The following is an 18,408-nucleotide window of genomic DNA, read 5'->3' as shown; positions in this document are numbered from 1 at the left end:
CGGTGAGACCCGCGCGACAATGCCGAAGGACGCGCCACGCTGCACGTCGGGTTCCGGCATGTGGGACCCGACCCGACGAGCTGTCAGATCCCGCCCGGGAAGCCTAGCTGCCGCCACGCCTCGTAGACAGCGGTGGAGGCCGCGTTGGTGAGGTTGAGCGAGCGACGGCCCGGCAGCATCGGGATGCGCAGCCGCGCCGTGACGCCCGGGTGGTCGAGCGCCTCGGGCGGCAGCCCGGTCGGCTCCGGCCCGAACAGCAGCGCGTCCCCGTCCTGGTAGGCGACCTCGGTGAACCGCTGCTCCGTGTGCGTGGTGAACGCGAACACCCGGCCCGGGAGCGCCGCCATCGCGGTGTCCAGGTCCGGGTGCACGACGACGTGCGCGAGGTCGTGGTAGTCCAGGCCCGCCCGCTTGAGGCGCGGCTCGTCCATCACGAAGCCGAGCGGCTCCACGAGGTGCAGCGTCGCCCCCGTGGCGGCCGCCAGGCGGATCGCGTTGCCGGTGTTGCCTGGGATGCGGGGCTCGAAGAAGACGACGTGCAGCACCCGGCGATCCTCTCACCGCACGCGCGTCGTCTCCGCCCGCGGCCTCGCCACCTGCGCCGACGTCGGCGGCGGGGGATAACCTCTGCGGTGGGTCCGAGGGGGCCCGCCACCCGCGAGAGGACGACGATGCCGACGAGCCCCGAGTACCGCGCCGCAGCCGACCGGTACGAGGCCATGCCCTACCGCAGGACCGGCCGCAGCGGCCTGGACCTGCCCGCGCTCTCGCTGGGCCTGTGGCACAACTTCGGCGACACCACGCCGATGGAGACGCAGCGCGCCGTCATCCGCCGCGCGTTCGACCTCGGGATCACGCACTTCGACCTCGCGAACAACTACGGCCCGCCCTACGGCTCCGCCGAGGCGAACTTCGGCCGGCACCTCGCGCAGGACCTCAGGCCGTACCGCGACGAGCTCGTGATCTCGTCCAAGGCCGGGTACGACATGTGGCCCGGGCCGTACGGCGACGGCGGCTCGCGCAAGTACCTGCTGTCCTCGCTCGACCAGTCCCTGACCCGCCTCGGCCTCGACTACGTCGACGTCTTCTACTCGCACCGGCCGGACCCGTCCGTGCCGCTCGAGGAGACCATGGGCGCGCTGCACACCGCCGTCACCAGCGGCAAGGCGCTGTACGCGGGCGTCTCGAACTACTCGCCGTCCCGCACCCGCGAGGCCGCGCGCATCCTGGCCGAGCTGGGCACCCCGCTGCTGATCCACCAGCCCTCGTACTCGATGTTCAACCGGCACGTCGAGCAGGTGGCCGAGGGCGAGTCCGAGTCGCTGCTGGACGCCGTGGGCGACCTGGGCGTCGGCATGATCGTCTTCTCCCCGCTGCAGCAGGGGCTGCTGACCGGCCGGTACCTCTCCGGCGAGGTGCCCGCCGGCTCGCGCGCCGCGACCAGCCACTTCCTGTCCGCGGACACGATCGACGACACCTACCTGAGCCGCGCCCGGGCGCTGAACGCGATCGCGGAGAGCCGCGGCCAGACGCTCGCGCAGCTCGCGCTGACCTGGGTGCTCCGGGACCAGCGGGTCACCTCGGCGATCATCGGCGCCTCGTCCGTCGCCCAGCTCGAGGACAACGTGGCCGCGCTGACCTCCGCGCCGCTCACGGAGGACGAGATCGCCGCGATCGAGCCGCACGCCGTCGACGGGACCGCGCGCCGGTGACGACGGGCGCGGGCGTGCCGGTCGTCCTGCTGCACGGCCTCACCGACTCCTCGTCCTGCTGGCCGACGCTCCTGCCCCGGTACGCCGGCACCCGGCCGGTCGTGGCGCTCGACGCCCGGGGACACGGTGGCACCCCGCTGCCCGAGCAGCCGTTCACGATCGCGGCGCTCGCGGCCGACGCCGCCGAGGCGCTGCGGGCGCTCGACCTCGGGCCGGCGCTGCTCGTCGGGCACTCGATGGGCGGCGTCACCGCCGAGGAGCTCGCGCTCACGGCGCCCGAGCTCGTCGCCGGGCTCGTGCTCGAGGACCCCGCCTGGCGCGACTCCGGACGGCTCGCCGCCGACGACGCGTCGCTCGTGGGCGTGGCGGCGGAACCGGCCGAGGGCGACGACCCGCCCGGCGGCCGACCTGCCTGGCTCGGCCCCGCGATCGCCGCCGTCGCGGGACGCACGGTGGACGAGATCGCCGCGCGCGGCCGCGTCGAGAACCCCGGTTGGTCCGACGACGAGATCCGCGGCTGGGCCGACGCGAAGAGCCGGCTCGACCCGCGCCTGGCCGACGTGCCGCACGACTGGGCCGGCCGCGACTGGGTCGAGGCGCTCGCGGAGGTCCAGGTGCCGGTCACGCTGCTCACCGCCGAGCCGGGACACGGCGTCGTCAGCCCCCGGCAGGCGACCCGGGCGGGGGAGCTGCTCGGAGACCTGCTGACGCACGTCCCGGTGCCCGGCGTCGGGCACAACATCCGACGTGAGGCGCCGGCGGCGTACCTGGCCGCGCTCGACGCCGCGGTGGCCGCCGCCGACGCCCGCCGCTGACCCCGCGCCCCGGCGCGGCGCGCCCGCACCTCAGCGGCCTGGTGTCCCGCCCCGCCAGCGCCGAGATCGGTGCCTTCCGGCGAGATCGGTGGTTCCAGGGCCCGATCTCGACGGGAACCACCGATCTCGACGCGCAGGGGCTGACGCGCAGGGGCCGACGTGCGGGGACCGGATGCCAGCCGCGCGCGGGCCGGGGAGGGTGCGCGTCCCAGGTCGCGGGGGTCAGCCGAGGACGGCGGCGACGACGAGCAGCGCCGGGACCGCCAGCACCGTGGTGACGAGGCCCGCGTCCCGGGCGAGCGCCGTGCCCTGCCGGTACTGGATGGCGTAGACCAGCACGTTCTGCGCGGTCGGCAGCGCCGAGACCACGGCGACGGCGAGCAGCGCGTCGCCCTCCAGCCCGAGCAGGGTGCCGAGCCCGATGGCGAGCGCCGGGTGCACGACGGCGCGGAGCACGGCGACGAGGGCGACGTCGCCGCGCGGTGCCTGCTCGGCCCGGACCCGCGGGACCGCGAGCGACATGCCGAACGTCAGCAGGGCCAGCGGGGGAGCGGCCGCGCCCAGCAGCTCGAGCGGCTGGAAGACGACCTCGGGCAGCGTCCACGGCAGGGCTGCGAGCACGAGCCCGGTCAGCGTGCCGATGATCACCGGGTTGCGCAGGGTGCGGCGCAGCACCGTGCGCAGCGTGCGGAACCGGCTGGGTGCGAGCGGGTCGGCGACGGAGGTGTCCTGCGCGCGCCGCCGGGCGTCGAGCACGATCATCGCGATCGGCCCGAGCACCAGCTGCTGGTAGAGCGTCGGCGGCACGACGCTGACGATGCTGCCGAGCAGGTACGCGGTCAGCGGGATGCCGATGTTCCCGGCGTTGACGTAGGACGACGCGAGGACGCCGACCACCACGTCGCCGGCGGGGCGCCGCCGCACCAGGCCGAGCACCGCGGCGGCGACCAGGGCGACGACGGTCGTGGTGGCGACCGTGACCAGGGCGGAGCGGGAGACGAGCAGGCCGAGGTCGGCGCGGCCCAGGGTGTCGATGAGCAGCGCGGGTGTCGCGACGGTGAAGGCGGTCGCGGCGAGCACGCGCTGCGCGCCGTCGCCGAGGACGCCGGTGCGCCCGACGAACCAGCCCGCACCGACGACGACGGCGATCGTGCCGAGCGCGGACAGGACGGCGAGCATCAGGCGTCGGTGCCGCCCGCCACCGCGTCGGCCGCGGCGTCGTCGGGCGCCGGCACCGGCCGGCCCTCGACGGTCGCGACGACGCCGGGTCCGTAGCGCTCGAGCTTGGCCGCGCCGATGCCGCTGACCTGCGACAGGGCGTCGAGGTCGGTGGGCCGGGCGGTGGCGATGTCGCGCAGGGTCGCGTCGTGGAACACGACGTAGGCGGGCACGCCCTGCTCCTTCGCGGTCGTCGCGCGCCACGCGCGCAGCCGCTGGAACAGCGCGGCCGCGTCGTCGCCGAGCTCGGTCGTCGCGGCCGCCGCGGCGCTGGAACCGCGGCGGGTCGAGCCGGAGCCGGAGGAGCGGCTGCGGCCGGGCGCGCGGGTCTCCTGGCGCAGCGGTACGGGCCGGTCGCCCCGGAGGACCGCGGCGCTCTCCTCGGTCAGCCGCAGCGTGCCGTACCCGTCGGCGTCGACCCCGAGCAGACCCTGCGCCAGCACCTGCCGGACCACCCCGCGCCACTGGGCGTCCGTCAGGTCGGAGCCGAGCCCGAACGTCGACAGCTCGGTGTGCCCGAGCTGCTCGATCCGCGACGTCCGCTTGCCGAGCAGGATGTCGACGAGGTGCCCGGCGCCGTAGTGCTGGTTCCGCTCGCGCTCCAGGCGGACCACCGTCGACAGCAGCTTCTGCGCGGCGACGGTCCCGTCCCAGGTCTGCGGCGGGTCGAGGCAGGTGTCGCAGTTGCCGCAGGGCTCCGCCTCCTGCCCGAAGTAGGCGAGCAGCTGCACGCGCCGGCAGGTCACGGTCTCGCAGAGGGCGAGCATCGCGTCGAGGTGCTGGGACAGCCGCCGCTTGTGGGTGGCGTCGCCCTCGGAGGTGTCGATCATCCGGCGCTGCTGCACGACGTCCTGGAGGCCGTACGCGAGCCACGCGGTCGACGGCTGCCCGTCACGACCGGCGCGGCCGGTCTCCTGGTAGTAGCCCTCCACGGACTTCGGCAGGTCGAGGTGCGCCACGAACCGGACGTCGGGCTTGTCGATGCCCATGCCGAACGCGATGGTGGCCACCATGACGAGCCCCTCCTCGCGGAGGAACCGGGACTGGTTGCGCGCACGCACCTGGCGGTCGAGCCCCGCGTGGTACGGGAGCGCGGGCACGCCCTGGGCGGACAGGAACTCGGCCGTCTGCTCGACGGAGTTCCGGGACAGGCAGTAGACGATGCCCGAGTCGCCGGCGTGCTCGGCGCGGACCAGGTCGAGCAGCTGCTGGCGGGGACTGGCCTTCGGGGCGATCCGGTACTGGATGTTGGGCCGGTCGAACGAGGCGACGAACTGCCGGGCGCCGGTGAGCTCGAGCCGATCGGCGATCTCCGTGCGGGTCGCGGCGGTCGCGGTCGCGGTCAGGGCGATCCGCGGCACGCCGGGCCAGCGCTCGTGCACGACCGAGAGGCCGAGGTAGTCGGGACGGAAGTCGTGGCCCCACTGGGACACGCAGTGCGCCTCGTCGATCGCGAACAGGCTGATGCGCGCGCGGTCGAGCAGCGCCAGGGTCTCGGGGACGCGGAGCCGCTCGGGGGCCAGGTAGAGCAGGTCGAGCTCCCCGTCGAGCAGCGCGCGCTCGACGGCCCGGCGCTGGCCGAGGTCCTGCGTGGAGTTGAGGAAGCCGGCCCGCACGCCGAGCGCGGACAGCGCGTCGACCTGGTCCTGCATGAGCGCGATCAGGGGCGACACCACCACGCCGGTGCCCTCGCGGACCAGCGCGGGCACCTGGTAGCAGAGCGACTTGCCGCCGCCGGTCGGCATGAGGACGAGGGCGTCCCCGCCGGCGACGACCGTGTCGATGATCTCGGCCTGCTCGCCGCGGAACGCGTCGTAGCCCCAGACCTCGCGCAGCACGTCGAGGGGCGCGCGGCCGGTGGTGGTGTCGTGCGCGGGGTGGGCGACGGGCCGGGCGGCGGCGGGGTCGCCGTGCGCCGCCGCGTCGCGGGCGTCACCGACCCCCGGTCCCGTCGCGGCGGCACCGGGGCGGTCCACCGCTCGCGGGACGCCCGGGCCGGGCTCGTACGGCGGCTCCTCGGCCGGGTCGTACGGCGGCTCGTCGGGCAGCGGCCACTCGTCGTCCCATGCCTGCGTCACGCCGTCCACCCTAGCCGCGGCCACCGACCCCTCAGGCGTCGTCCACAGGCGCACGGCCCCTCGTCCGACGCCGGGACGCGGGGTTGGCAGGCGCCTCCGCCGGGTCTAGGGTTCCCGGCGGGCCGACCGGCCCGGACCGGCACGACGTCGAGGAGGTGGACGCGATGGACGACACCGCCAGCAGTCGGCATCCGTCGACGCCCGTCGTGCTGCGCGCGCGGGCCTGAGCCGCCCGGCACCGGGCGACGGGCCCGCGCGAGCCGGACGTCGCGGCGTCGACGGAGCACCGGCGCCGCCCCCCGGCGGCGCACCCACCTGTCACCCCGTCACCGGCCGTCGTGCTCGTGACGTCCCCGCACCGCCTCCCCGCCTGCCGTGTGCGCGCCCGGGGTCGCGTCCGGTCGTGACCAGCCCGCCCGATCCGTGCCGTGCCGCCCCGGCGCGCGCCGCCCGTGCCGCCGGCACGCCGCGGTCGCGTGCCGCCGACGGTGCCGCACCACCCGGGCCGGGCCCGCCGCGCCGGTGCGCCGTGCCGTGCCGTGGAGACGTCACGCCCCACGTGGCCCGCCCCGTCAGGAGTGCGTCATGACCCGTCGAACCACTGCCCTCCCCCTGCGCCGGCGCCCCGAGGGCGTCATCCCCGCCGCCGACCTCGCCGACCTCGACCTGCACGACGTCGTCGCCGCCGGCACCCGGCGCGCCGTCCAGGCGTGGCTGCACGCCACCCCGGACCAGCGGGAGCGGGCGGACCAGCTCGCCGAGCTGTCCGACGGCCAGGTCCGCGCCCTCGTCGGGCTGCTCGACCCGGCCACTGCCGCCGACCTGCTCGGGTCGCTCGGCCCGCACGAGGCGGCCGAGGTCCTGCACGTGGTCGCGCCCGCGGTGGCGGCGGGCCTCGTCGGCAGCATGGACCCGGACGAGGCCGCTGTGCTGCTGCGCGTCCTCGCCGACGACGAGCGCGCCCAGGTGCTCGTCGCGATGCCCGTCGCGCGGTCGGCCGTGGTCCGCGGCCTGCTCGCCTGGCCGGCCGGGTCGGCCGCTGCCCGGATGAACCCGGACGTCGTCACCGTCCGCCCGGGGATGTCGGTCCGGGAGGCGGTCGACGCGGTGCGGGCGCAGTCGGCGTCGGCGGCGCGGACCGGCGAGGTCTACGTGACCGCCGAGCCGGCCGACGGCGCCGGGAGCGCGCTGCTCGGCGTCGTGTCGTTCCGGGACCTCGTCCTGGCCGCCCCGGACCGTCCGGTGGCGACGCTGCTCCGGGACGACGTGGCGCAGGTGGCGCCGGACGCCGACCAGGAGGAGGCCGCGCGGCTGCTGCACGACCACCGGCTCGCGGCTCTCCCCGTCGTCGCCGACGGGCGGCTGCTCGGCGTGCTCGCCCCGGACGACGTCGCCGACATCGTCGAGCGCGAGGCCACCGAGGACGCGGTGCGGCAGGGCGGCGCGGAGCCGCTCGACGTGCCGTACCTCCGGGCGTCCCCGTGGCTGCTGTGGCGCAAGCGCGTCGGCTGGCTGCTCGTGCTGTTCGTCGCCGAGGCGTACACCGGGTCGGTCCTGCGGGCGTTCGAGGACGAGCTGGAGAGCGTGATCGCGCTCGCGGCGTTCATCCCGCTGCTGATCGGCACGGGCGGCAACGTCGGCACCCAGATCACGACGACCCTGATCCGGGCGATGGCCGTCGGTGAGGTGCGGCTCCGCGATGTCGGCCGGGTCCTGCGCACGGAGGTCTCCACGGGCATGCTCGTCGCCGCCACCATCGCGGCGATCGGCTGGGTGCGGGCGTGGACGCTCGGCGTGGGAGCCGAGGTGTCGCTGACCGTCGCCGTCACGGTCGCCGCGATCGTGCTGTGGTCGGCGCTCGTCGCGTCCGTGCTGCCGCTCGTGCTGCGGCGGGTGGGCATCGACCCGGCCGTCGTGTCGGCGCCGATGATCACCACGATCGTCGACGGGACGGGCCTGATCATCTACTTCGAGGTGGCCAAGGTGCTCATCTCCGCGCTCGGGGGCTGACGGCTGCGCCGTAGGGTGGGCGCCGTGGCGGACGAGACGGCGGCGACCTCCCCGGTCGAGAGCGTGGACCGCGCCCTCCGCACCCTCGACGCGGTGGCCGGTGCCGGCCCGGGGGGCGTGATGCTCGCGGACCTGTCGGCCGCGCTCGGGGTGCACAAGACGACCGTGCACCGCTCGCTCGCTGCGCTGCGGCACCGGGACTACGTGGTGCAGGACCCGGTGACCGGCCGGTACGGGCTCGGCCCGGCGGCCGTCGGGCTCGGCGACCGCTACTTCGCCGAGGACGACCTGCCCGCCCGGCTGCACGGCGCGCTGGTCGCGCTGTGCGCCGCGGCGGACGAGCTGGTGCACCTCGGCGTCCTCAGCGGCGTCCAGGTGGTGTACCTCGACAAGGTCGAGCCCGAGCGCCCGGTCCGCGTCTGGTCCGCCGTCGGTCGCCGGAACTGGGCGGCGACCACGGCGCTGGGCCGCGCGATGCTCGCGTTCGCGGGCACGCCGCGCGCCACGCTCGACGGGTACGTCGCGGCCGTGCAGCCCCCGGGACGGGTGGACGCCGACCACGTCGCTGCCGAGCTCGCGGACGCCCGGGACCGGGGCTACGCGATCGAGGTCGAGGAGAACGAGCCCGGCATCGCGTGCCTCGCGGTGCCGCTGCTGCGGGGCAGCCGGCCGGTGGCGGCGCTCAGCGTCACCGCCCCGGCCGACCGGATGACCCCGCGGCACCGGGCCGAGCTGCACGCCCGCGTGCGCGCGGTCGTCCCCGCGCTGCTGCCCGCCGGGCTGACGCTCCCGCCGGCCTGACACCGCACCAGGGCCCGGCGCCGGGCCGGACCTGAGGCCTCCCGGCCCGACGGCGGGCGCCCGCCCGGTGGTCCCGGCCCGGGTCGCCGCGCGTCTGCGTGTTGCCCGCCTGGACCTCGTCGTGCCACGATGCGTTGCGGAGAGCGCAGCAGGCGTTGCGCACAGCGGAACGAAGGAGTCCACCGATGTCCGACGTCCTCACCCGGCTGGCCACGCACCGGCTCGTCCCGGTGGTCGTGCTCGACGAGCCGGCCGACGCCGGGCCCCTGGCGCAGGCGCTGGTGGACGGCGGTCTGCCCGTCGCCGAGATCACCTTCCGCACCGCCGCGGCGCCGGACGCCATCCGCGCGATGGCCGACCGTGGCGACGTCCTCGTGGGCGCGGGCACGGTGGTCACCCCGCAGCAGGTCGACCAGGCCGTCGCCGCCGGCGCGCAGTACCTGGTGTCGCCCGGGACCGCGCGCGCGGTCGTGGAACGGGCCCAGGAGCACGGCGTGCCCGTGCTGCCCGGCGCGGTGACCGCCACCGAGGTGCAGGCGGCGCTCGAGCTCGGCCTCGGCACCGTGAAGTTCTTCCCCGCCGGCACCTCCGGGGGCAGCAAGGCCATCGCGGCGCTCGCCGCGCCGTTCGGGGACCTGCGCTTCGTGCCCACCGGGGGAGTGGGCCCGGGGAACCTCGACGAGTACCTGGCCCTGGGGTGCGTCGCCGCGGTCGGCGGCTCGTGGATGGTGCCCCGCGACCGGGTCCGGGCGGGTGACCTCGCGGGTGTCCGCGCGCTCGTCGCCGACGCCGTCGCCCTGGCGACCCGCCTGCGTCCCTGACCGCCCCGCCGCCGACGTCCGGTACGACGCCGTCTCGCTCGGCGAGGTGATGCTCCGGCTCGACCCCGGCGAGGGCCGGATCCGCACCGCCCGCCAGTTCCGCGCCTGGGAGGGCGGCGGCGAGTACAACGTCGCCCGCGGCCTCCGCCGCGCCTTCGGGCTGCGCACCGCGGTGGTCACGGCGCTCGCGGACAACGAGATCGGCCGGCTGGTCGAGGACCTCGTGCTGCAGGGCGGCGTCGACACGGCGTACATCCGCTGGGTGCCCTACGACGGCATCGGCCGCGAGGTGCGCAACGGGCTCAACTTCACCGAGCGCGGCTTCGGTGTGCGCGGCGCGGTCGGCGTCTCGGACCGCGGGCACACCGCGGCGTCGCAGCTCGCTCCGGGCGACGTGGACTGGGACCACCTGTTCGGCGACCTGGGCGTCCGCTGGCTGCACACCGGTGGCATCTACGCGGCCCTGTCGGACACCGCGGCGGCCACCGTCCTGGAGGCCGTCACCGCGGCGAAGCGGCACGGCACGGTCGTGTCCTACGACCTCAACTACCGGCCGAGCCTCTGGCGGTCGGTCGGCGGACGGGCGCGCGCGCAGGAGGTCAACCGGGAGATCGCCCGGCACGTCGACGTGATGATCGGCAACGAGGAGGACTTCACCGCCTCGCTCGGCTTCGAGGTCGAGGGCGTCGACGAGGACATCTCGGCGATCGAGGTGGACTCGTTCGCGGCGATGATCGACCGGGTGGCGGCCGAGTTCGACAACTTCCAGGTCATCGCGACCACCCTGCGCACCGTCCGGTCCGCGACGGTCAACGACTGGGGCGCCATCGCCTGGTCCCGGGAGTCCGGGTTCGTGCAGGCGACGCACCGGCCCGGGCTGGAGATCCTCGACCGGGTCGGCGGCGGCGACTCGTTCGCGTCCGGGCTGGTCTACGGGCTGCTCGACGGGCAGCCGCTGCAGACCGCCGTCGAGTACGGGGCGGCGCACGGCGCGCTCGCCATGACCACCCCGGGGGACACGACGATGGCGTCGAAGGCCGAGGTGTTGAAGCTGGCGGGCGGCGGGAGCGCGCGCGTCGACCGCTGAGCCGGCCCGCGCCGCACGACGACGGCCCCGTCCCTCCGTGCGGGAGGGACGGGGCCGTCGTCGTGCAGGGGCCGTGCGGCGCGCGCGAGGTCAGCGCACGTCGTCGTCGACCCAGTCGAGGGTCTTCGTCACGGCCTTCTTCCACAGCCGGTACTGCCGGTCGCGCTCGTCGGCCCCGAGGTCCGGGGTCCAGCGGGCGCCCTCGGCCCAGTTGTCGATGACGTCCTGCTCGCCCTCCCAGAAGCCCACCGCGATGCCGGCGGCGTACGCGGCGCCGAGCGCGGTCGTCTCGGCGACCTTCGGGCGGATGACCGGGACGTCGAGGATGTCGGCCTGGAACTGCATGAGCAGGTTGTTGGCGGTCATGCCACCGTCCACCTTGAGCTCGGTCAGGTCGACGCCGGAGTCCGCGTTCATGGCGTCGAGCACCTCGCGGGTCTGGAAGGCGGTGGCCTCCAGCGCCGCGCGGGCGATGTGGTTGCGGTTGACGAACCGGGTGAGACCGACCAGCGCGCCGCGGGCGTCCGAGCGCCAGTGCGGGGCGAACAGGCCGGAGAACGCCGGCACGAAGTACGCGCCGCCGTTGTCGTCGACCTTGCTCGCCAGGTACTCGATGTCCGGGGCGTCGGTGAACATGCCCAGGTTGTCGCGCAGCCACTGCACCAGGGAGCCGGTCACGGCGATCGAGCCCTCGAGCGCGTACACCTGCGGCTTGTCGCCGATCTTGTAGGCGACGGTGGTGAGCAGGCCGTTCTTGGACTGGACGGGCTCGGTGCCGGTGTTCAGCAGCATGAAGTTGCCGGTGCCGTAGGTGTTCTTCGCGGTGCCGACCTCGAAGCAGGCCTGGCCGAAGGTGGCCGCCTGCTGGTCGCCGAGGATGCCGGCGATCGGCACGCCCGGGACGAAGCCGCCCTGGCGTCCGTGGCCGTAGACCTCGGAGGAGGAGCGGATCTCGGGGAGCATCGACAGCGGCACGCCCATCTCCGCCGCGATCTCCTCGTTCCAGGTGAGGGAGTCGACGTTCATGAGCATCGTGCGCGACGCGTTGGTGACGTCGGTGATGTGGACGCCGCCGTCGACGCCGCCGGTCATGTTCCACAGCACCCAGGAGTCGGTGTTGCCGAACGCGAGGTCGCCGCGCTCGGCCTTCTCGCGGGCCCCCTCGACGTTGTCGAGGATCCAGCGGATCTTGGGGCCGGAGAAGTAGGTGGCGAGCGGCAGGCCCACGCGCTCCTTGTAGCGCTCGGCGCCGCCGCCGAGGGCCGCGAGGTCGTCGCAGATCTTCTGGGTGCGGGTGTCCTGCCAGACGATCGCGTTGTAGACGGGCTGGCCGGTGGTCCGGTCCCAGACCACGGCGGTCTCGCGCTGGTTGGTGATGCCGACGGCGACGATGTCGGAGTAGGTCTTGTTGGCCCGCGACAGGGCGAGGCTGACGACCTCGCGGGTGTTCGTCCAGATCTCGTTCGGGTCGTGCTCGACCCAGCCCGCCCGGGGGAAGATCTGCTGGTGCTCCGTCTGGCCGGTGGCGACGATCTGACCGCCGTGGTCGAAGATGATCGCCCGGGTCGAGGTCGTGCCCTGGTCGATCGCCATGACGTACTGCTCGGACATGAGTCTTCCTTCGCGTCGAACGGTCCCGCCGGAGGGCGGGGTGCGGCACCGCGGGGGCGGCGCTGCCAAGGACGGTGCGGCACGCGGCCGCGAGGAGATCCGGTGCGGCGCCGGGCGCCGCGGGTGGTGGGGTGCCCGCCCCCGCAGGGGAAGGGGGCGGGCACCCGGGTCAGGCGGTCAGGCGACCCAGCCGATGGCCATCGCCAGCAGGCCGCCGAGGATGCCGCCGACGGCCGGGCCGAGGACGGGCACCCAGGCGTAGCTCCAGTCCGAGGAGCCCTTGCCCCGGATCGGGAGCAGCGCGTGCGCGATGCGGGGGCCGAGGTCACGGGCGGGGTTGATGGCGTACCCGGTGGGGCCACCGAGGCTGGCGCCGATCGCCACCACGACGAGGGCGACCCCGAGCGGGCCGATCTGGGCGGGCGTGTTGCCGCTGATGACCACCCAGAAGACCAGCACGAAGGTGCCCACGACCTCGGTGAGGAAGTTCCACCCGTAGGAGCGCAGCTCGGGACCGGTGGAGAAGACGGCGAGCTTGATGCCCGGGTCCGCGTCCTCGTCGAAGTGCTTCTTGTAGGTGAGGTACGCGATCGTCGCGCCGACCGCGGCGCCGGCGAACTGCGCCGCGATGTACAGGAACCCGTTGGCGGCGGTGACCTCGATGCCGGGGGCGAACTCGTCCTTGCCCGCGGCCCAGATGCCGAGGGTGACGGCGGGGTTCAGGTGCGCGCCGGACTTGAAGGCCACGTAGACCGCGGTGAACACCGCGAGGCCCCACCCGAAGTTGATCAGCAGCCAGCCGCCGCCGTTCCCCTTCGTCCTGGGGAGGATCACGTTGGCGACCACACCGGCACCCAGGAGCAGCAGGGTGGCGGTGCCGAGGAACTCGGAGAGGACTGCTTCTCCGATTGAGATGGACTCCACGGTCGACCTCTTTCACTTAGACGGACGTCGTTGTCATGTCTCGCTGGGTCTCCGGCGGACCGGAGCGCGGTCGGGGGACCGCGTCACTACCCGATCATGTCCCTGCCGGCGGGTTGGCGGCAGGGGTCTGGTGCGAGGAACCAGGCTTGTGACCGGCACGGACGGGCGCCGTGCCGAGGGGGACGAGCGGCGCGAGGTCCTCGGCGGCGTCGCGCGCGGCCTGCGCGGCGGCGTCGTCGGGCTGCCGGGCGGCGGCGGCCTCGGCCTCGGCACGCTGCCGGTAGGCGTCGATCTCGCGGGCGCGGGTCGCGTCGTCCCACCCGAGCCGCGGCGCGACGATGTCGGCGATCTCGTCCAGCGCGCCCACGCCCTTGTCCGCCTGCTCGTAGTTCAGGCGGGTGCGGTGCATGAGCACGTCGTCGATGTGCAGGGCGCCTTCGTGCGTCACGGCGTACGCGATCTCGGCGCCGATGTAGGCGGGGGCGCCGGCCAGCGGCTGCCCGAGGCCCGGCTCGGCGTCGACCAGCTCGAGCAGCTCGCCCAGCAGGGACCCGTAGCGGTGCAGCAGGTGGTCCATGCGGCCGCGGTCCCAGCCGTACCGGCTGCCGATGTCGCGGGCCTGGCGCTGCAGGACCTCGAGGCCCTCGGCGCCGACCAGCGGGATGCGCTCGGTGATCGACGGCAGCGTGGTGGCGCGGGAGCCGATCGCGAAGTCGACGGCGTCCTTGGCCATGACGCGGTAGGTCGTGAGCTTGCCGCCGGCGATCACCGTCAGGCCCGGGGTCGGGGAGGCGACGGTGTGCTCGCGCGAGACCTTCGAGGACGAGGTGCCCTCCTTGGTGCCCGGCTGCAGCAGCGGGCGCAGGCCCGCCCAGGTGCCGATGATGTCCTCGCGGGAGATCGGCCGGGACAGCACGGCGTTGGCGTGGTCGATGACGTAGTCGATGTCCTCGCTCGTCGCGACGGGGTGCGTCAGGTCCTGCTCGTACGGGGTGTCGGTGGTGCCGATCACCCAGTAGCGGGACCACGGGATGACGAACAGCACCGACTTCTCGGTCTGCAGGATCAGGCCGACGTTGCCGGCGATCCGGTCGCGCGGCACGACGATGTGGATGCCCTTGGACGCGAGCACGCGCAGGCCGCCCTCGGTGCCCGCGAGCGCCTCGGTCTGCTCGGTCCAGACGCCGGTGGCGTTGATGACGGACCGCGCGCGGACGGTGAACTGCTCGCCGGTCTCGAGGTCGCGCAGCTCGGCGCCGGTGACCGCGCCGCCCGAGGTGGTGGTCAGGCCGACGACCTGGGTCCGCGACGCGGCGTGCGCGCCGTAGGAGGCGGCCGTGCGGATCAGGGTCGACACCAGGCGGGCGTCGTCGACGTTGGCGTCCCAGTACTGGACCGCGCCGACGGCGGCGTCGTGGCGCAGGTCGGGGAACTTGCGCTCGAGTCCCTTGCGGGTCACGTGCTGGTGCAGCGGCATGGCGCGCTTGCGGCCGCCGACGCTGGCGAGCGTGTCGTAGAGCGCGATGCCGGCGCCGACGTAGGCCCGCTCGAACACCCGCTTCTCGAGCGGGTAGAGGAACGGGACGGGCTTGACCAGGTGCGGGGCCAGGCTGCTGATCAGCAGGTCGCGCTCGGTGAGCGCCTCGCGGACCAGGTGGAAGTCGAGCATCTGCAGGTAGCGCAGGCCGCCGTGCACCAGCTTGCTGGACCGGCTCGAGGTGCCGGAGGCCCAGTCCTGCGCGTCGACGACGGCGGTGGAGAGGCCGCGGGTCACGGCGTCGAGCGCGATGCCCGCACCGGTGACGCCGCCACCGATGACCAGGACGTCGAGCTCGGGCCCGCCGTCCGTGGTCGCCTTCAGGGTGGCCAGCGCGTCGTCACGCAGTCGGGGGGTCAGTGCTGCGGTCCTCATGTCCAGCTCCATCGCGGTCTCGCGGCTCGGCCGGTGCCCCTGTCCCGGCCACCGTTGATCGCCGCAGACTGGGACCTCGGTCCTGTCTGTCCGCTATCGTCTCCACCACGCGAACGAACGCGCAACCGCAGTGCACGAATGTGCAGGACTGTGGTCCCAGGGGGCCGGACGACGAGGAGGTCGCGGCTGATGGCAGACCGGGAGCAGGACGTGCTGCGCGCGGCGTCCATGTACTACCTGCAGGACGTGAAGATGGAGGTCATCGCGCGGCACCTGCACACGTCGCGCTCCACCGTGTCGCGGCTGCTGAAGCGTGCGCGCGAGACGGGACTCGTCGAGATCACGCTGCGCCCGTCGAGCACCCGCGCGCCGAGCCTGGGCCGGTCCATCTCCGCGGCGTTCGGCATCGACACCTACGTCGTCCCGGTGCCCGACTCGGGGGAGCAGGTCGACACCCTCGACCAGGTCGCCCGGGCCACCGCCCGGCTGCTGGCCTCGTGGTTCGACTCCGACATGATCCTGGGCGTCGCGTGGGGCACCACGCTGGCGGCGGTGTCGCGCCGGCTGCAGCCGAAGGTCACGCACGGCAGCGTGGTCGTGCAGCTCAACGGGGCCGCCAACACGCGCACCTCGGGGATCGAGTACGCGAGCGACCTCATCGCGTCCTTCGGCACCGCGTTCGGCGCCACCGTGCGGCACTTCCCGGTGCCGGCCTTCTTCGACTACCCCGAGACCAAGCAGGCGATGTGGCGCGAGCGGTCCGTGCGCCGCGTCCTCGACGAGCAGGCCCGCGTCGACATCGCGCTGTTCTCGGTCGGCTCGGTCACCGGCTCGGTCCCCAGCCACGTCTACTCCGCGGGGTACCTGGACGACGACGACGTCGAGCTGCTGCACGACCAGGCGGTCGTGGGCGACGTGTGCACCGTGTTCCTGCGCGCCGACGGCTCCTGGCGGGACGTGCCGCTGAACGCGCGCGCGACCGGGCCGTCGCCCGACCAGCTGCGGCGCATCCCCCGGCGGCTGTGCGCGGTCGCCGGGGACAACAAGGCGGTCCCGCTGCTCGCCGCGCTGCGGGCGGGGACCATGACCGACCTCGTGGTCGACGAGCGCACCGCGGTGCGGCTGCTGGAGATCGCGCAGCGCGAAACGAGCCGGTGACCTGCGGCTGCTAGCGTCCGCGCGCATGACGGCTCCTTCTGGACGCGCGACGACGCGACCCGGACGCCCCCGCGCCGGCGCGGACCGCGACACCCGCGGCGACGTCCTGTCCGCGGCGGCGGCCCTGTTCAGCAGCGTGGGCTACACCGCGACGTCGACGTACGCGATCGCGGAGCGCGCCGGCGTCAAGCAGGCGTCGATCTACCACCACTTCCGGGGCAAGGACGTGCTGCTGCGCACCCTGCTGCTGGAGACCGTCCGGCCGTCGCTCGACCTGGCCGACATGCTCCTCGACGCGCCCGGCGACCCCGCCGCGCGGCTCTGGGCGCTCTGCGACGCGGACGCGCGCTGGCTCGCCGACGGGCCGGTCAACATCGGCGGCCTCATGCAGCTGCCCGAGGTCGAGGGGGACGCGTTCGTCGAGTTCCGGACGGAGCGCGCGCAGCTGCGTGCGCGCTACGACGCCCTGGTCGCTGCCGTCCTCGGCCGGCCCGACACCGACCCGCCGGCGGAAGCCACCCTGGTGTTCGGGTTGGTGGAGAGCGTGATCACCGCGCGCCGCACCGGCGGGACGGCCGCGGTGCAGGAGCTCGCCCCGCTGGTCGCCGACGCCGCGCTGCGCGTGCTCGGCCTGGCCGGCGCCGCGCTGGACCGGGCGCGTGCGGACGGGGCGGAGCTGGTCCCGCACCCGCGCGTGCTCGGGGAGGTGCTCGACGACGCCCCGGCCGCCGCGCTGTCCGGCGACCGGGCCCGCGGGGCGTCGGCGCAGGTGCACGACGTAGGTTGACGTCGTGACCGACCCCGCCGCACCGTCGTCCCTGTCCTACCGCGTCCGCCCCGCGCTGCCCGCCGACGTCCGCGGGATCCGCGACCTGGTGCAGCCGTACGCGGACGAGCGCATCCTGCTCGCCAAGGAGTGGGTGGGCTACTACGAGTCGGTGCAGGAGTTCCACGTCGCGGAGGCCGAGGACGGCAGCCTGATCGGCTGCGGCGCTCTGCACGTGATGTGGCAGGACCTGGCGGAGATCCGCACGCTGGCCGTCGCACGGCAGTGGCGCGGCCGCGGCGTCGGGCACGCGCTGCTCGAGTCGCTGACGGAGCGCGCCCGTGAGCTCCGGCTCAGCCGGCTGTTCTGCCTGACCTTCGAGGTCGACTTCTTCGCCGCGCACGGCTGGGGGCAGATCGAGGGCGCCGCCGTCCCGCCGGAGGTCTACGCGGAGCTGCTGCGCTCGCACGACGACGGCGTGGCGGAGTTCCTCGACCTCGCGCGCGTGAAGCCGAACACGCTCGGCAACACGCGGATGATCGTCGACCTCGCCTGACCCGTCAGGCGGGGAGCCGGTAGCGCGGGACGTCGTCGCCGGGCACCTGCTCCACGAGGCCGTCCGCGAGCAGCGAGGCCAGGCACCGGTCCCGCTGCCCGTCGTCGGCCCACACCGCGGCGACGGCGTCCGCCGGCGCCGGCTCGAGCGCCTCGCGGAGCAGCGCCATGATCCGGCCGCGGACCTGCCGGTCGGTGCCGGCCCACGCCTGGGTCCGCCGTCGCAGCGCGTGCACGTCCGGCGGCGAGCCCGCCTGCCGCCAGGCGCACGCGTCGGCGACGGGGCACGCCTCGCAGCGCGGCGCCCGGGCGGTGCACACCAGGGCACCGAGCTCCATCGACGCCGCCGCCCACCGGGCCGCGCCCGCGTCGTCGGGCGGCACGAACGTCTCGGCCAGCCGCCGCTCGCCGACCGTCAGCGCGGGCGCGGGCAGCGCGACCCCCTCCGCGACCCGGGCGAGGACGCGACGCACGTTCGTGTCGAGGACCACCGAGCGCAGCCCGAACGCGAACGCCCGGACCGCCGCCGCCGTGTACGACCCGATGCCCGGCAGCGCCAGCAGGGCGTCCTCGTCGCTCGGCACGACCCCGCCGTGCCGCTCGACGACGGCGCGCGCGCACTCCTGCAGCCGCAGCGCACGGCGCGGGTAGCCCAGCCGGTCCCAGGCGCGCAGCACGTCCGCCGGGCTCGCGGCGGCCAGGTCGGCCGGCTGCGGCCAGCGCGCCAGCCAGGCCCGCCACGCCGGCTCGACCCGGACCACCGGCGTCTGCTGCAGCATGACCTCGCTGACCAGCACGCCCCACGGCGTCCGGTCCGGCGCCCGCCACGGCAGGTCGCGGGCGTGCTCGCCGAACCACGCGACGACGGTGTCGCGCACGTCGTCGCGCACGGGCAGGGGGTCGGAGGGCAGCACGGCGCCCATCCTCACCCGGTGGCCGG

At 74.9% G+C, this 18,408-nt stretch carries 16 protein-coding genes; 9 read left to right on the top strand and 7 right to left on the bottom strand.

The genetic code is table 11. The features are described 5' to 3' along the window. Positions 1-83: 83 nt before the first annotated feature. On the bottom strand, positions 84-545 hold the full coding sequence (locus tag ACWPWW_RS07855; RefSeq protein ID WP_454049763.1) for a tRNA (cytidine(34)-2'-O)-methyltransferase: 462 nt from the start codon (positions 543-545) through the stop codon (positions 84-86). A 126-nt stretch (positions 546-671) separates the two neighbouring features. Here ACWPWW_RS07855 and ACWPWW_RS07850 point away from each other — a divergent pair, with 126 nt between their 5' ends. Then, complete coding sequence (locus ACWPWW_RS07850) at positions 672-1,712, top strand: aldo/keto reductase (RefSeq protein ID WP_454049762.1); 1,041 nt, start codon at positions 672-674, stop codon at positions 1,710-1,712. Further along, positions 1,709-2,527 (top strand): alpha/beta hydrolase, encoded by an 819-nt coding sequence (locus tag ACWPWW_RS07845; RefSeq protein ID WP_454049761.1) that lies wholly within the window; start codon positions 1,709-1,711, stop codon positions 2,525-2,527. Before ACWPWW_RS07850 ends, ACWPWW_RS07845 begins: the two co-directional genes overlap by 4 nt. 222 nt (positions 2,528-2,749) lie before the next feature. Here ACWPWW_RS07845 and ACWPWW_RS07840 read toward each other — a convergent pair whose 3' ends face one another. Together ACWPWW_RS07840 and recQ are read right to left on the bottom strand one after the other, a co-directional pair. After that, positions 2,750-3,706, bottom strand: a complete 957-nt coding sequence (locus ACWPWW_RS07840) for an AEC family transporter (RefSeq protein ID WP_454049760.1) — start codon at positions 3,704-3,706, stop codon at positions 2,750-2,752. Continuing rightward, complete coding sequence (recQ, locus tag ACWPWW_RS07835) at positions 3,706-5,823, bottom strand: DNA helicase RecQ (protein WP_454049759.1); 2,118 nt, start codon at positions 5,821-5,823, stop codon at positions 3,706-3,708. Before recQ ends, ACWPWW_RS07840 begins: the two co-directional genes overlap by 1 nt. A gap of 585 nt (positions 5,824-6,408) precedes the next feature. On the opposite strand from recQ, the gene mgtE reads away from it, so the two are divergent. The 4 genes from mgtE (at position 6,409) to ACWPWW_RS07815 (ending at position 10,542) form a co-directional block, all read left to right on the top strand. Beyond that, a complete protein-coding gene (gene mgtE / locus ACWPWW_RS07830) occupies positions 6,409-7,833 on the top strand; it encodes a magnesium transporter (protein ID WP_454049758.1) in 1,425 nt (474 codons plus the stop codon). A 24-nt stretch (positions 7,834-7,857) separates the two neighbouring features. Then, a complete protein-coding gene (locus ACWPWW_RS07825) occupies positions 7,858-8,634 on the top strand; it encodes an IclR family transcriptional regulator (protein WP_454049757.1) in 777 nt (258 codons plus the stop codon). A gap of 185 nt (positions 8,635-8,819) precedes the next feature. Then, positions 8,820-9,455, top strand: a complete 636-nt coding sequence (eda, locus tag ACWPWW_RS07820; RefSeq protein WP_454049756.1) for a bifunctional 4-hydroxy-2-oxoglutarate aldolase/2-dehydro-3-deoxy-phosphogluconate aldolase — start codon at positions 8,820-8,822, stop codon at positions 9,453-9,455. Next, the gene (locus ACWPWW_RS07815; RefSeq protein ID WP_454049755.1) at positions 9,400-10,542 is read left to right on the top strand and encodes a sugar kinase; all 1,143 of its coding nucleotides are present in this window, start codon (positions 9,400-9,402) and stop codon (positions 10,540-10,542) included. The genes eda and ACWPWW_RS07815 overlap by 56 nt, the downstream gene beginning before the upstream one ends. A 90-nt stretch (positions 10,543-10,632) precedes the next feature. On the opposite strand, the gene glpK is transcribed toward ACWPWW_RS07815, so the two are convergent. The 3 genes from glpK to ACWPWW_RS07800 all read right to left on the bottom strand — a co-directional run bounded on the left by glpK (position 10,633) and on the right by ACWPWW_RS07800 (position 14,989). Beyond that, the gene (glpK, locus tag ACWPWW_RS07810) at positions 10,633-12,153 is read right to left on the bottom strand and encodes a glycerol kinase GlpK (protein ID WP_454049754.1); all 1,521 of its coding nucleotides are present in this window, start codon (positions 12,151-12,153) and stop codon (positions 10,633-10,635) included. Positions 12,154-12,330: 177 nt separating this feature from the next. Then, on the bottom strand, positions 12,331-13,077 hold the full coding sequence (locus ACWPWW_RS07805; protein WP_454049753.1) for an MIP/aquaporin family protein: 747 nt from the start codon (positions 13,075-13,077) through the stop codon (positions 12,331-12,333). Positions 13,078-13,171: 94 nt separating this feature from the next. Beyond that, positions 13,172-14,989, bottom strand: a complete 1,818-nt coding sequence (locus ACWPWW_RS07800; protein ID WP_454049752.1) for a glycerol-3-phosphate dehydrogenase/oxidase — start codon at positions 14,987-14,989, stop codon at positions 13,172-13,174. 186 nt (positions 14,990-15,175) lie between these two features. Here ACWPWW_RS07800 and ACWPWW_RS07795 point away from each other — a divergent pair, with 186 nt between their 5' ends. The 3 genes from ACWPWW_RS07795 to ACWPWW_RS07785 are packed head-to-tail and all read left to right on the top strand — an operon-like array spanning position 15,176 to position 17,469. Beyond that, positions 15,176-16,147 (top strand): sugar-binding transcriptional regulator, encoded by a 972-nt coding sequence (locus tag ACWPWW_RS07795; RefSeq protein WP_454050418.1) that lies wholly within the window; start codon positions 15,176-15,178, stop codon positions 16,145-16,147. A gap of 25 nt (positions 16,148-16,172) precedes the next feature. Continuing rightward, positions 16,173-16,934 (top strand): TetR/AcrR family transcriptional regulator, encoded by a 762-nt coding sequence (locus tag ACWPWW_RS07790; protein ID WP_454049751.1) that lies wholly within the window; start codon positions 16,173-16,175, stop codon positions 16,932-16,934. 4 nt (positions 16,935-16,938) lie between these two features. Continuing rightward, positions 16,939-17,469 carry an amino-acid N-acetyltransferase gene (locus ACWPWW_RS07785; protein WP_454049750.1) on the top strand — a complete coding sequence of 177 codons (531 nt, stop codon included), beginning with the start codon at positions 16,939-16,941 and terminating at the stop codon, positions 17,467-17,469. 4 nt (positions 17,470-17,473) lie between these two features. On the opposite strand, the gene ACWPWW_RS07780 is transcribed toward ACWPWW_RS07785, so the two are convergent. Then, complete coding sequence (locus ACWPWW_RS07780; RefSeq protein WP_454049749.1) at positions 17,474-18,391, bottom strand: A/G-specific adenine glycosylase; 918 nt, start codon at positions 18,389-18,391, stop codon at positions 17,474-17,476. Between the last annotated feature and the right edge of the window lie 17 nt (positions 18,392-18,408).

The sequence above is a fragment of the Cellulomonas sp. Marseille-Q8402 genome (assembly GCF_965119525.1).
This window is presented reverse-complemented; position numbering and strand designations above follow the sequence as displayed.